Annotated in this window: 13 protein-coding genes; 9 read left to right on the forward strand and 4 right to left on the reverse strand. The window is 34.6% G+C overall.

Features of this window, described 5'->3' with window-relative positions:
* The first annotated feature begins 154 nt into the window (after window positions 1-154).
* The 5 genes from AC1RNE_RS11775 (at window position 155) to AC1RNE_RS11795 (ending at window position 4,030) form a co-directional block, all read left to right on the forward strand.
* Entirely contained in the window at window positions 155-745 is a 591-nt protein-coding gene (locus AC1RNE_RS11775) for a NifU family protein (protein WP_492801155.1), read from the forward strand.
* Window positions 746-834: 89 nt separating this feature from the next.
* Entirely contained in the window at window positions 835-2,559 is a 1,725-nt protein-coding gene (recJ, locus tag AC1RNE_RS11780; RefSeq protein ID WP_492801156.1) for a single-stranded-DNA-specific exonuclease RecJ, read from the forward strand.
* A gap of 90 nt (window positions 2,560-2,649) precedes the next feature.
* The gene (gene lptB, locus AC1RNE_RS11785) at window positions 2,650-3,381 is read left to right on the forward strand and encodes an LPS export ABC transporter ATP-binding protein (RefSeq protein ID WP_323249801.1); all 732 of its coding nucleotides are present in this window, start codon (window positions 2,650-2,652) and stop codon (window positions 3,379-3,381) included.
* A 37-nt stretch (window positions 3,382-3,418) separates the two neighbouring features.
* Window positions 3,419-3,652 (forward strand): hypothetical protein, encoded by a 234-nt coding sequence (locus AC1RNE_RS11790; RefSeq protein ID WP_492801157.1) that lies wholly within the window; start codon window positions 3,419-3,421, stop codon window positions 3,650-3,652.
* A 9-nt stretch (window positions 3,653-3,661) separates the two neighbouring features.
* Window positions 3,662-4,030, forward strand: coding sequence for a type II toxin-antitoxin system VapC family toxin (locus AC1RNE_RS11795; RefSeq protein ID WP_492801158.1), 369 nt, complete (start codon window positions 3,662-3,664; stop codon window positions 4,028-4,030).
* 15 nt (window positions 4,031-4,045) lie between these two features.
* Here the strand turns inward: AC1RNE_RS11795 and recO are convergent, their stop codons facing one another.
* Window positions 4,046-4,747: a DNA repair protein RecO gene (recO, locus tag AC1RNE_RS11800; protein ID WP_492801159.1), complete on the reverse strand. Its 702-nt coding sequence runs from the start codon at window positions 4,745-4,747 to the stop codon at window positions 4,046-4,048.
* A gap of 4 nt (window positions 4,748-4,751) precedes the next feature.
* Entirely contained in the window at window positions 4,752-5,564 is an 813-nt protein-coding gene (locus AC1RNE_RS11805; RefSeq protein WP_492801160.1) for a lysophospholipid acyltransferase family protein, read from the reverse strand.
* Window positions 5,565-5,765: 201 nt separating this feature from the next.
* Between AC1RNE_RS11805 and AC1RNE_RS11810 the strand changes: the two genes are divergently transcribed.
* Window positions 5,766-6,671, forward strand: coding sequence for a TIGR01777 family oxidoreductase (locus AC1RNE_RS11810; RefSeq protein WP_492801161.1), 906 nt, complete (start codon window positions 5,766-5,768; stop codon window positions 6,669-6,671).
* A gap of 21 nt (window positions 6,672-6,692) precedes the next feature.
* Here the strand turns inward: AC1RNE_RS11810 and AC1RNE_RS11815 are convergent, their stop codons facing one another.
* Window positions 6,693-7,784 carry an acyltransferase family protein gene (locus AC1RNE_RS11815; RefSeq protein WP_492801162.1) on the reverse strand — a complete coding sequence of 364 codons (1,092 nt, stop codon included), beginning with the start codon at window positions 7,782-7,784 and terminating at the stop codon, window positions 6,693-6,695.
* A gap of 592 nt (window positions 7,785-8,376) precedes the next feature.
* Here AC1RNE_RS11815 and AC1RNE_RS11820 point away from each other — a divergent pair.
* Together AC1RNE_RS11820 and AC1RNE_RS11825 are read left to right on the forward strand one after the other, a co-directional pair.
* Window positions 8,377-8,958: an LOG family protein gene (locus tag AC1RNE_RS11820; RefSeq protein WP_492801163.1), complete on the forward strand. Its 582-nt coding sequence runs from the start codon at window positions 8,377-8,379 to the stop codon at window positions 8,956-8,958.
* 59 nt (window positions 8,959-9,017) lie between these two features.
* On the forward strand, window positions 9,018-10,673 hold the full coding sequence (locus AC1RNE_RS11825) for an OmpA family protein (RefSeq protein WP_492801164.1): 1,656 nt from the start codon (window positions 9,018-9,020) through the stop codon (window positions 10,671-10,673).
* A gap of 420 nt (window positions 10,674-11,093) precedes the next feature.
* Here the strand turns inward: AC1RNE_RS11825 and AC1RNE_RS11830 are convergent, their stop codons facing one another.
* Window positions 11,094-11,348, reverse strand: a complete 255-nt coding sequence (locus AC1RNE_RS11830) for a hypothetical protein (protein WP_492801165.1) — start codon at window positions 11,346-11,348, stop codon at window positions 11,094-11,096.
* A 315-nt stretch (window positions 11,349-11,663) separates the two neighbouring features.
* On the opposite strand from AC1RNE_RS11830, the gene AC1RNE_RS11835 reads away from it, so the two are divergent.
* Window positions 11,664-14,165: a S9 family peptidase gene (locus AC1RNE_RS11835; protein ID WP_492801166.1), complete on the forward strand. Its 2,502-nt coding sequence runs from the start codon at window positions 11,664-11,666 to the stop codon at window positions 14,163-14,165.
* The last annotated feature ends 68 nt before the right edge of the window (window positions 14,166-14,233 follow it).

Consider the following 14,233-nt stretch of genomic DNA (forward strand, 5'->3'; position numbering starts at 1 on the left):
TAAAATGCTATTTTTTTGAGGACGTTCTAACATTTATACATTTCTTAAAACTAATTTTACATTTTAACTGTTCACTAATAGCTTGTTAGTGTTATAATTAACGAATCGTATTGATATATTAGACCCCAATCTAAATACAAATTAAATAGAACTCATGTTAAAACAACAGATATTAATCTATACAGAATCAACACCAAATCCAAACTCAATGAAGTTTGTTTTAAACTTTATTGTGGCTCCTGAAGGCTTATCGTTCGACTACGCAACGCCAGCAGATGCAATAGCAGAAGGCAAAGAATCACCGTTGGCTGTAGCTTTATTTGGCTTTGATTTTGTAAAACGAGTATTCATTTCATCTAATTTTATTACAGTTACCAAAGACGATGAGACAAAATGGGAAGATGAATTATTCAGCTTGAAACAATTTTTGAAGGGATTCTTTGAAGAGAAAAAAGAAGTTTTCACAAAGTCGACGATTGCTGCTAACGACGTGATAGGAGGAGAGGGAGATTCAGAAACAGTAGTTAAAATCAAAGCTGTGTTAGACCAATATGTTCGCCCTGCGGTAGAGTCTGATGGCGGTGCTATCAATTTTCACTCTTTCAATGAAGGAACTGTTAAAGTATTATTACAAGGCTCATGCTCTGGTTGCCCGTCATCAACGATGACTTTGAAGCAAGGCATTGAAAATTTATTAACCCGTATGGTTCCAGAAGTAAAAGAAGTAGTAGCAGAAGGCGTATAAAATCGTTCTTTAGGCTTAATTTTTCTTAAATTACATAGATTAGACCTGCAAGGCTTCCGAAACCTTGCAGGTCTTTGTATTTTTGCGTCATGACAGAAAAACGTTGGATTTATAAACCCATTCCACCCACCGATAAAATCAAACAAGTAGCTGAGGCAATTAATGTTTCAACAGAAATTGCTACGCTCTTGGCTCAGCGAGGAATTAATACCTTTGATGAAGCTAAGGCATTTTTCCGACCAGACCTTTCTAATTTGCACGACCCATTTTTGATGAAGGATATGGATGTTGCTGTTAAGCGTCTGACAAAAGCGATTGAATCGGGCGAAAAAATAATGATTTATGGTGATTACGATGTAGATGGCACTACTTCAGTGGCTACTTTTTACGGTTTCTTGAAAAACCACGTTTATCAAAATGCGTCTGACTGTCCTTTAGAATTTTATATCCCCGACCGCTATGCTGAAGGCTACGGTGTTTCGCAGGCAGGTGTTGAAAAAGCTGCTAACGAAGGCTTTGGTTTGATTATTAGTTTAGACTGTGGGATTAAATCAAAAGAGAAAATTACTTGGGCAAAAGAGCATGGCGTTGATTTTATCGTTTGCGACCACCACCGTCCAGATGATAATGATTTACCTCCAGCAGTGGCGATTCTCGACCCTAAAAGAGCTGATTGTTTATACCCTTACAAAGAATTAACAGGCTGTGGCGTTGGTTTTAAGTTATTACAGGCTTATTGTAAGACGCAGGATATTTCAGAGACATTGCTATTGCCTTATCTAGACCTTGTGGTTACTTCTATTGCTTGTGATATTGTACCTATTACAGGCGAAAATAGAATTATGGCTTATTACGGTTTGCAACAATTGAATTCAAATCCTAGAACGGGTTTAAAGGCATTGATGCAATCGGCAAGTTTGGCAGGAAAAATGGACATTACCAAAGTGGTTTTTGGACTAGGTCCAAGAATTAATGCCGCAGGAAGAATAAAGCACGCTTATGATGCTGTAAATCTATTATTGACTGACAACGAAGAAGAAGCCACCAATTTTGCCAATATCATTGCCAAGCATAATACAGATAGAAAAGGTTTTGATACCGATATCACCGCCGAAGCTTTGGCTATTATTGAAGACAACGTTGTGTTGAAAAGTGCTAAAAGTACCGTATTATTCAAAAACGATTGGCACAAAGGCGTTATCGGAATTGTAGCAAGCAGGTGTATTGAAAAATATCATCGTCCTACTATTATTCTTACAGAATCTCATGGTCATGCTGCGGGTTCGGCTCGTTCTGTACCGGGCTTTGATGTGTATGATGCTATCGAAGAATGTGCAGAGCATTTAATCCAATTTGGAGGACATACTTTTGCGGCAGGTTTAACGTTGGAAATCTCTGAGATAGAAAATTTTAAGCGTAAATTTGAAGAAGTTGTCAATCGAAAAATACTCCCTGAACAACTTTCACCCATGATTGATATTGATTTGAAATTGCCTTTGATAGAAATTTCAGATAAATTTCACAGAATCATGTGTCAGATGTCGCCTTTTGGTCCACAAAATATGACACCCGTTTTTGTTTCAGAAAATGTTTACTTGCATGGACAGCCCATTAAAATGAAAGAAAAACATTTGAAAATAAATGTTTTTCAAGAAGGCTCCCCCGCTTATACTTGCGTAGGCTTCGGGATGGTAGAAGATTATTTCAATCGTTTACACGAAGGCAAGCCGTTTTCGATTTGTTATACCATCGAAATCAACGAATGGCAAGGCAGAAAGTCTTTTCAGTTGATGTTGAAAGATATTAAGGTTTAGATTTAGTGATTGGTAAATAGAGATTAGATTGTTTATGTGCTAGCCTAAAATATTAAAATTAATAGGAGGATTATCCTTCTGATTCAAATCATGATTTTAAGAACAGAAAATTTAGTTAAAAAGTACGGACAGCGTGTCGTAAATGATAATGTTAGTTACCAAGTAGCTCAAGGTGAAATCGTGGGACTGCTAGGTCCTAATGGTGCAGGCAAAACTACCTCTTTTTACATGGCTACGGGCTTGGTAAAGCCAAATTCAGGTAAAGTGTTTCTAGACGATTTAGAAGTAACCAATCTTCCGATGTACAAACGTGCAAGGTTAGGTATTGGCTATTTAGCACAGGAAGCTTCGGTATTTAGAACACTTTCGGTGGAAGAAAACATTTTGGCCGTACTGGAAATGACTAAACTTTCTAAACAAGAGCAACGTGAAAAAACAGAACAGCTTTTAGAGGAGTTTTCTTTAACACATGTTCGTAAAAATTTGGGGCAAGTACTTTCGGGTGGTGAGCGTCGTCGTACAGAAATTGCGCGTGCTTTGGCAGTTGACCCGAAATTCATTTTGCTAGACGAACCATTCGCTGGGGTTGACCCTATTGCGGTAGAAGAAATTCAAGGGATTGTAGCGAAATTAAAGTTCAGAAATATTGGTATTTTGATTACCGACCATAACGTGGATGAAACCCTCTCTATCACCGATCGTGCGTATTTACTTTTTGAAGGCAAGATTTTAAAGGCAGGTACTCCACAAGAGCTTGCAGATGACGAGCAAGTAAGACGTTTATACTTGGGTAAACATTTTGAATTGAAGCGGAAGATTTAGCGAGTAAAATCATTATATTTGATTAAAAATCAACAATATGACAAGGATAGTTTTAGATATTCCTAATGATAAAGATGTGGAATTACTTCTTCCCTTATTAAGGAGGCTTGGAGTCATCGTTTCTAACCATGCTGACGAATTAAGTGAAACAGAAATTGCTCATCATCAGAGTGTTGTTGAAAAGGGAGGTAAAACTATTGAGCATTTTGAAAGCTTTATGGAAAGTTTTGAATTAAGTCGCCAAGATAGAAAAATGCCATTTAGAGATTAACTAACACCTATGAAAATTTTCGATAGTAATATTATTATCTACTCCTCTCAGATAGATTTTCAATTTTTGAGACCTATTATTAATCAATCAGAAAGTTATATTTCTGAAATTTCAAGGTTAGAAGTCTTGGGTTATCATCAAATTAATATCCTTGACAAAAATTATTTTGAGAGTCTATTCACACTATTGAGCATAATTCCTATTGATAAAAGTGTAGTGGATTTAGCCATAGATTTACGACAAAAAAAGAAAATGTCTGTTGGTGACAGTATCATAGCCTCTACAGCTTTACTGTACAATTGTGAGCTTTATACTAGAAATGTTAATGATTTTAGCTGGATTGAAAATCTGACAGTGATTAATCCATTTATTAACTGATAAATCATCACATTCCTACCTCATCACTTCCTTCAAAACCGTTAAAGACTTTATTTCTCCCAAAGTATCCACATGAAGTCTGTAAAATAAGATAATGGATTCTAATAATTGATTACGTGAATGGCGGTCGATTTTAGGAGATTGGTGATAGGGTGTATTCAATAAAACATCTAATTGATTTTCGAGTGTTTGATTAAGGACAGGCAAATTATGAATCCTTAATTCATTGGATATTTCATGCGCATTCTCAGGTGAAAAACCCAAATACGTACCCAATTGCAGTAAAAATTGTAAATGAAAATTCTCAAAATGTTCTTCTACTTCATCTAGCCATAAGATAGAATTATGGAGAAATTCAAACAAAAAATGATTCCCTGTTTCCTCTTTTAATGATTTTCCAAGAATTTCGGTAATAAAAAGCGCTATTGATGATTTATAAATATCATAAGGTAGGCTATGAAAAGGAGTGCTACATTTAATTTCTGCAATCCGATGGATTTGTTTATTGGCTGCTGTGTTTTTTCCTTTCTGATAAATCACCAAATCTAATAACGTGAGGGGCTGAAAAAGTGCTATCTTGTTTTTGGATTTGGCACTTCTAACACCATTTTCAATATACGTTTGTATCCCAAATTCTTCTGTAAAAATATTCACGATTACAGAAGTCTCTCGGTAACGAATATAATTTATTACGATGCCTCGTGTTTTATTTAACATACTTCTATGCTTGGGGTTCTTCTCTACGCCAAACTAATTTATCCACAGGAATTTTCTGTTCTATTTTATCTCTTAAAATATCCATCATTTCTTCTACAGGCATTTCTGCATCAAAACGTATAGGCTCTTTAAAGGTAACAGATAGCGTAGTATTGCTTTTTTTAAACCGTAACCCTTTTTTATCAAACGCTCTACGAAAGCCATTAATTACAACAGGCACAACTATTGGATTATGTGTTTTTATTAAATGCGCCGTCCCTTTCCTTAGTGGAGCATAAGGTGTAGTTGTGCCTTGTGGAAAACTTACCACCCAACCATACGATAAACCTTTGCCTACTTTATCTTCTGCCGAAGTATCTACTTCTTTTTTAACATCCTTGCCCTTTTCCCTCCAAGAACGATTTACCAAAATAGCACCTGCCTGCGAAAAAACCCTTGGTATCAAGCCACCATCTTTCATCGTTTCAGAAGCTGCTACATAAAATACTTTCGACCGTGGTGCTAATAAATAAACAGGAAAATTGACTGAATTTCTGAACCCCCATTTTACACTAAAGAAAATATGATAGAGGCAAATTACATCCATAAAATAGGTTTGATGATTCGATAAAAAAAGCACACCTTCTGTTGGAAGTCCCTCCAAATATTCTGTTCCGCTGATGCTGGTTTTATTGATACCCCTGATACGAGAGTAAGTTACCCATCCCAATACAATCATAATAATGCGTTTTAAAAACATTGAATTGCCAAAGGGATCTCGTTCAAAAAAGCCGAAGACATCAATCATCGGAAGTAGTTTTTTTATATGTTCATTCATTGTTTATGGTTTGTCAATAAGTCTTTTCCTAAGCGTTAAATTCGATATATTCATTCAAATAATCAATACTTGCAAAATCGAAGATAGATAATTTTTGGTATATTGTTTAAAAAATTGTTCTTCTTGATAACCTATTGAAGCTTTTTATGTTATGATTAACAAAGGCTTTTTTTCCTATTTTCTCAAATCTTGATAAAAATTATGAATGTACTCATCACAGGTGGTTCGGGTCTAGTTGGCACACGTCTTAGCCAACTATTATTATCTAAAGGTTTCTCGGTTTCTCATCTTAGTCGAAAGCCAACAGATGAAACAGGCAAGATAAAAATCTATCATTGGGATATTAATAAAGGCATATTAGACACAAAGGCTTTGTTGGAAGCCGATTATCTAATTCACTTAGCGGGTGCTGGCATAGCAGATAGTAGATGGACAGAGGCGCGAAAAAAGGAAATCATTGATAGCAGAATAGACTCTTTAGGATTGATTATCACTCATTTGAAAAATATTCCACATAAAATCAAAGCTTTTACTTCCTCCTCGGGTATTGGTTTTTATGGAGCTGATACAGGGACAAAACACATTACAGAAGAAACACCTGTAGGTAAAGATTTTGTAGCTGAATGCTGTATTCTATGGGAAGCGATGGCCGATAATGTAGCAAAACTAGGTATCAAAACGGTAAAACTTAGAACAGGAATTGTTTTGAGTACTGAAGGAGGAGTTTTATCAAAAATTCTGGTGCCTGTACGTTTTGGGGTGGGAGCAGCCTTGGGAACTGGTAAACAATATCAATCTTGGATTCATATTGATGATTTATGCGAGCTTTATATAAAATCGCTTTTAGATGACACCATGAATGGTGCCTATAATGCCGTTGCTCCTAATCCTGTTACTAATGTTGAATTAACGAAAACCTCTGCTGAAATACTAAAAAGACCATTTTTTATGCCCAATGTTCCTGCATGGGCTTTGAAATTAGTTTTTGGCGAATTGGCAGATGTGGTATTAGGCGGAAATTATGTGCTCAATCAAAGAGTATCTTCAGAAACCAATTTTCAATACAAGTTTACAGATGTTAAAAAGGCTTTGAAAGATTTATTGTAGTGTTATTAAAGCATTTTGTCGTCAAGTGGTTGGTTTTGTTATTTTTGAGCGATTGATAAATGCATAGCATTGCTTTTTTATATCCATAATGATGCTGTTTTTTTGCCACATTAAGCTGAACTTATCTTCCATTTTAGTAAAAATAGATTTTCTTGACAATTCTATGATTGACCCTATCGTAAAAATAATAACGATTGTACAAACGATATATAGCATCAAAAGAGAAAGGGATTCTTTTCCTCTGACCTGACTAATGAAATGTGCTATCTCTTTTCTAATCAGTGGGTGTTCATGTATCAGGTAAATTCCAAAAACTGCGCTTGAAATCAGGTTGATAAAATTACTTTGGACTTTAATATTTTTAAAGGTAAAGAAAAGCATTATCGCTGCAAATATCAATAATGGGTTGTTATACGAGAATAGTCGCCAAACAAAAGCGAACTTATGAATATCTACAAAAATTAGTGTACAACAAAAAAGCACAAGTGCCGAGACTAGAAAAAAGCGAATGGGTTTTTTGATGATGATGTTTATCTTTTTCAGAAACCTTGCAAGGATGTAAATAGTGATAAAATGAAACACTGTAAATCCATCACCCGATATTGTTTTGAATATAAAGCCCGCGAAACAGTCAAGGTATAATAAGCCCACTAATAAAAACATAAGTTGTTTATTTTCGATGCCATCAACACCTTTGTTGAGAAAAGGTGAAATAAAGTATAAAGCTAAATATACGCCTAAATACCACCAAACATTACCAGAAATCGGGAAGATAGACCTCACTAAGTCTTTCCAATCGAACGTTGAGTGATTAAATACGGCAAATAATAGAGAAATAAATAATGAATAGAAAAGTGCTTGAAATAAGATAGAAACTAGCACTTTTAGCTTAAATTTCATCCCATAATATCCCGATATAAATACAAATGTATTTACCCCTACAATGACAAAACTATTGATAAATAGTCCACAATAGAGTTTGTTTTTATCATGGTGAAAGAAATCATTTACCATATTTTCAAGGCCAAAACCATGAACAATAATATGGTGAGTAATAATCATAATCATCAAAACTATCCGCAATAGTTCAATGTTTGATTCTCTGTTTTTCATCTTTATATAATTAAAAAGGCCGTTATTGATTAAAGGTTTGGTGTATTATTGATAGATAATGTCTCCCCCAAGTATCATTAGTTTTAACCTCTTCATATTCTCCTAGCTTCCAGAAGAATGTTATCGGCAAAAACCTCAAATGCATATCTTAAACTATTGCCAACAACGGCATAGCTTCGCTCTATTCTTTTTTAATAAAAGCAATATTTCGATAAAGGGATTTTAATGAAAAAGGCGGTTGCTTAATAAAGTAAATTTTAATGCAGGAACTGACAAGGCATTTCCTGTTTTATCAATGAATTTGGGCGGTTCTATTGATATTTTGTTTTCTTAGTAGTCTACAGATTTTTATGCATCAAAAGTAATCAAGATTCTACTATTTTGCTATCGTTTTAGTTTTCTCTAAGTTATTTTATTTCATAATAACCTCTACCTCTATTTATTGGTACATTCTGAGTCTTCATCAGCGTTTTTTAATCGTTGTATAATTGCGGTTATTCTCACAGTTTTTTTATCTTTGAACAAATCTGAAGTTTATAATTTAACTTATTCAATTGCTAGGAGCTTTTTGTTTTTTAGCTAGATAATTCACATGAAAAACATTTTAATTTATTGTGGTTCTTCGTATGGCACCAACGAAATTTATAATAAAACTGCTCAACAAGTAGGAGAGGTTCTTGCTAAACAAGATTTACGAATGATTTATGGAGGAGGCAAAGCTGGCTTAATGGGTACAGTAGCTGATGCTGTCCTTGAAAATGGTGGAGAAGTAATTGGTATTATTCCTTCTTTTATGGAAGTTTGGGAAGTACAACATACAGGTTTAACAGAGTGTATCGTTGTAGAATCAATGCATGTTCGTAAACAATTGATGGCTGAAAGAGCAAATGGCGTTGTAGCTTTACCCGGAGGTTGGGGTACTTTAGATGAATTATTTGAAATTCTTACTTGGCGACAAATTGGGCTTCATCGTATGCCTGTGGGCTTGCTCAATACGAATGGCTTTTATGACGATTTGATTATGATGATGAATAAGATGGTTTCAGAAGGATTTGTGAGAGCCGTTAATCTTAACTTCTTGATTATCGATGATAATATTGAATCTTTATTGGAAAAAATGCGTAATGATGCTACGGAAGGCGAAATCATTGGCAAACGGATAGAACGTGCCTAAAACAATGTTTTGGGCTATTTTTCGTTCAAAAAGTAAATGAAGATTGTGCCACACAAGCTATGAAAAATATTACATTTCTTATTTTTACCCTTATTGTTTTGCAATGTATGCCCAAATCTAAGGCTCAAAATAAGCCTGAAAGCTTGGGAAGTGCTGTTAATTCTGAATATTCTGAATTAAATCCTGTGATTGCTCCAGATGGCAGGATTTTGTATTTCGGTAGGAAAAGCCATCCTCAAAACAAATATGGTGTAGCAGGGACAGACCAAATTTCGGGCTCACAAGATATTTGGTTTGCTGAAAATGTAATGGGGGCATGGTCAACTGCCAGAAGAATGCCTGAAAGCTTAAACCGTGATCAATATAATTCTATTCTGAGTATCTCGCCCGACGGACAAACTATTTTACTAAAGGGTGCTTATGTGAATGGTCAATACGAAACTCGGGGTTTTTCTATTGCTAAGAAATCTGCTAATGGTTGGGATATACCTAAAAAGGTAATTATTCCTAAATATGAACGCCTTAGTAAAGGTAAAAATGAGTATGGTTTTCTTTCAAATGATGGAAAGGTACTATTGATGGCTTTTTCAGAAAAGAAAAACTCTGATGAGGATGATATCTACGCTTCTTTTCTAGAAAACGATGGTACGTGGTCGGAAGTAATGAATTTGGGAAATGAAATCAATACTGATTTTACTGAAACTACACCTTTTTTAGCTCCTGATGGTAAAACACTTTATTTTTCGAGCAATAGAACAGGAGGAAAGGGTAGTAATGATATCTGGGTAGCTCAAAGAAAAGACGATAGTTGGATTCATTGGACAGAAGCTATCAATATCGGCGAGCCAATTAATACAGACCAATACGATGCTTATTACACGATTTCTGCTGCTGGCGATTATGCATATTTTGTTTCGGGTAATAATTCGTTAGGTAAAAAAGATATTTTCAGACTAAAATTAGAGGTCAATAAGCCTGTACCTACTGAACCAAAACCAAGTGAAAGCACACCGATTGGCGGAAATCCAACGAGGAAGTCACAAGACAGAAGACCTGTTCAGCCTACCCCTACGAAATCGGATGCCGTTGTTTTAGTTTCTGGAAAAGTGATTGATGGTAAAACAGGTAAAATTCCACAAAATGCTCAAATCATTTATGAAGATTTAAGCACAGGTAAAGAATTAGGTATTGCTACGCCTGACCCTATAACGGGTATTTACAAAGTAGTGTTACCTTACGGAAAGAATTATGGTATCAGTACAAAAATTGATGGCTATATTGGCACTTCTCAGAATATTGATTTAAGTAAAATTACGGGAAAATACCTTGAAGTAGAAGGCAAGGATATGACTGTAAAACCTATTGAAGCAGGTACTAAAGTTGAAATGAATAATATTTTCTTTGAATTTGGTAAAGCTAATTTAAAACCAGAATCATATCCAGAGTTGAATAGAATAGCCAATTTCTTTAAAACGAATACTAAGCTAATTTCAGAGGTGAGTGGACACACGGATAATGTAGGGTCTGATGAAGTAAACAATAGACTTTCACAAGAGCGTGCCGATGTGGTGCGTAATTATTTATTGACACAAGGCGTACCTGCTGAAAGAATTTCGGCAAAGGGTTATGGTAAAAATAGACCAAAAGTAGCGAATGATACGCCTGAAAACCAAGCTATTAATAGAAGGGTAGAATTTGAAATTTTGAAGAATTGATTTTATGACTTTAGGCTATAAAATTTTATTGATAGATTCTTTATATCTGCTATCATCTGCGATATTTATCTCCGAAAATCTGCGGGTAAAAAATATTTCTCGCTGATTGCCGCTGATTTTATTCGCTGATTTACGCTGATTGCTTTTATATAAAAGAACATATACACAAGACTAACAATGATTTTAAACTAATTTTTATTTAACTAAAAAACACATAAAACTATGTCAAAGGATAAAGGAGCCATAAAGGAAGTAAAAAAAGAGCCTGCTAAAACATTAAAAGAAAAAAGAGCGGCTAAGCAAGAAAAGAAGAATAGTAAAAGAGATTAAATACAAAAATCCTCAGTAGATAAATTACTGAGGATTTTTTGTTTCTTATTTTTCAAAAAGCTATCATTTTGGTCAAGGTTTGACATTTAATTATATGTCTTTCTTTTCTCTATTTTCTTTTTGTAAGTAAGCAAATGGGCGTAAAAAAAGCACAATTAAAGTAATGGGCAAATAGACTAGTAGTCCAAACCACATATATTCTAGTGAAAAGCTAACCTCAATCCCTGCCATTACTGTTTTATAGTAATTATAAACACAAATAGTATTTAATGGAACATATATAATTACTAGAATGATATTATTGGATTTTTTTTGTAGGTACCAAAAACGAGTTATGAGTTCCATATCTTTAGGTTTAAGACTATTTTATAAATATCTATTATTAATCCTAATTCTCCATAACTAATCTGTTATTTCGTCAAAATATCCTCGATACTTGCTTTTTTACTAATATTTTTTGAGCCAAATGAATTGAAATATTCGTAAACAGAGCCAATCCAACTACAAATTGGTCAACAAATACAATTTTGAAAACTTCTTTATCGACAAATAATTGTCAGTAGCCTATTAGTAAGACAGATTATAGCTAAACTTTCATGATTTTCATCCATAGATTTTTATCTTTGAGGAAACACTTCATTTAACAATTTAAAAAACACTATGCGAAAGCTCTCCTTTATTTTGATGCTCCTGCTGGTAGCGTCTATTTCGAGTTATGCTCAACATTCAACTGTAAAAGCTAACTATGCGTTAGCGGCTAAGTTTTCTGCTAAAAAATTAAACAAAATGATTTTCTCTACCAGTGTTGATCCACACTGGTTAAAAAAGTCAGACCGTTTTTGGTATGTTTATGAAACTACTGAAGGCAAAAAATGGTATATCGTCGACCCGCTGAAGGCTGAAAAGAAACTTATTTTTGATAATGAGAAACTGGCGGCGGCTATCACTAAAATTGTAAAAGACCCTTTTGATGCGCAACACTTGGGGCTAGATAGTATGCGTTTTGTCCGTGATGAAAACTGGATTCAGTTTGAAGTAAAAAGTACACAAGATTTGGTTGAAAAGAAGGACTCAACCACTAAAAAAGATACTAAAGTTGTCAAAGAAAAACCAAAAGTCAAAAAGGTATTTTACTTTGAATATAACCTTAACACAACCGAATTAGTAGAATTAAGTGATTTCAAAAAGCCTAAGAAAAAACCAGTTTGGGCAAGTATCTCTCCAGATGGCAATACAATTATTTTTGGTAAAAAACAGAACTTGTATTTGATGGATAAACTCAATTATGAGAAAGCCCTCAAAAACGAAGAAGATAGTACCATCGTTGAAGTTCAATTGACAAAAGATGGTGTAGAAAACTTTGGTTATCATCGTGAATCTCTTTCTTTTGGCGACAATGAAACGAATGTTGACAAAGAGAAAAATAAAAACAAACGCAAGCCTGCTTCTATCTTTTGGAGTCCTGATAGCAAGAAATTTGTGATGACTCGCACTGATAACAGAAAGGTAAAAGATATATGGGTAATCAATAGTGTGGCTGACCCACGCCCGACCCTAGAAACCTATAAATATTGGATGCCTGGCGAGAAAGATGGTCCGATAGAAAATATCATTCTCTTCGATGTAGCAAGTAAAAGTCAGCTAGAATTGAATGCTGATTTATTCAAAGACCAAACCATCAGTATTTGGAATACTACGCCACTGGCCAATACACGTGATGATGATTATCGTGCCAATGTGTGGTTGGGGACTAAAGATAAATTTTATTTGAGTCGTGCCAGTAGAGATTTAAAGAGTATTGATGTGATGGTAGCAGATGTGACTACTAACACTGTAAAGCCTATCATTCAAGAGCGAATGAATACTTATTTGGAAACTCGTAAGCTTGGTTTGATTAATGCAGGCAAGGAATTGATTCACTGGAGTGAAAGAGACGGATGGGGACATTTTTATTTGTATGATGAAGCTGGTAAACTAAAAAATCAAATTACTTCTGGTGCTTTTCATACGGAAGAAATCATCGGTATTGACGAGAAAAAACGCATTTTATACTTCACTGCCAACAACCGTGAAAGCAATGAAGACCCTTATTATTTACATACTTATCGTGTAAATTTTGATGGAACAGGTTTGAAATTGCTCAATGAAGGAAACTTTGACCATGCTTCTAGTATTAATGATAATCAGCTTTATTTTGTTGATAATTTTTCAAGAGTGAACACTACGCCTAAAGCGGTTTTATACAACACTGAAGGCAAAAAACTCTTGGATTTAGAAACTACTGATTTAACTTCTTTACTATCAGCAGGGTATAAATTCCCACAAACTTTCAAAGTAAAAGCTGATGATGGTATTACTGACCTTTATGGAGTAATGTACAAGCCTTATGATTTTGATAGCACTAAAAAATACCCAATCATAGAATATGTTTATCCTGGTCCACAAACAGAAAGCGTTAATAAGTCTTTTAGTAAAGGTATGGATAGGATAGACCGTTTAGCTCAATTAGGTTTTATTGTCATAACTGTTGGTAATCGTGGGGGTAATCCCGCTCGTAGCAAATGGTACCATAATTATGGTTATGGGAACCTAAGAGACTATGGTTTAGCGGATAAAAAAGCGGCGATTGAACAGTTAACCGACAGGTTTTCGTTTATCGACATCAACAAAGTTGGTATTCATGGACATAGTGGAGGTGGTTTTATGAGTACCGCTGCCATGCTAGTTTATCCAGACTTTTTTAAAGCGGCTGTTAGTAATGCAGGGAACCATGACAATAGTATTTACAACCGTTGGTGGTCTGAAAAACACCATGGTGTAAAGGAAATTATTTCTGAAAAAAATGATACGAGTTTTGTTTATAGCATCGAAAAAAACCCTGAGATTGCTAAGAATTTGAAAGGTAAATTGTTATTAATTCACGGAGAAATTGATAATAATGTGCACCCTGCTAATACTATTCGTGTGGTAAATGCTTTGATAAAAGCCAACAAGCGTTTTGAGATGCTTACGTTGCCTACTCAACGCCATGGTTTTGGAGATATGACCGAATATTTCTTCTGGAAAATGGCTGACCATTTCACTAAATATCTTTTAGATGATTTCAGTGATAGGAGTGTAGACATCGAAGAAATGAATAAAGAAATAGAACGAAAACGATAATTTCATTTTCTTAATCTTAAAATAAAGCATTTAGCAAACTAATTAGCTGATTTTAAGGTTAAATTTGT

Source organism: Arcicella sp. GW822-FHT02H01 (assembly GCF_058802005.1).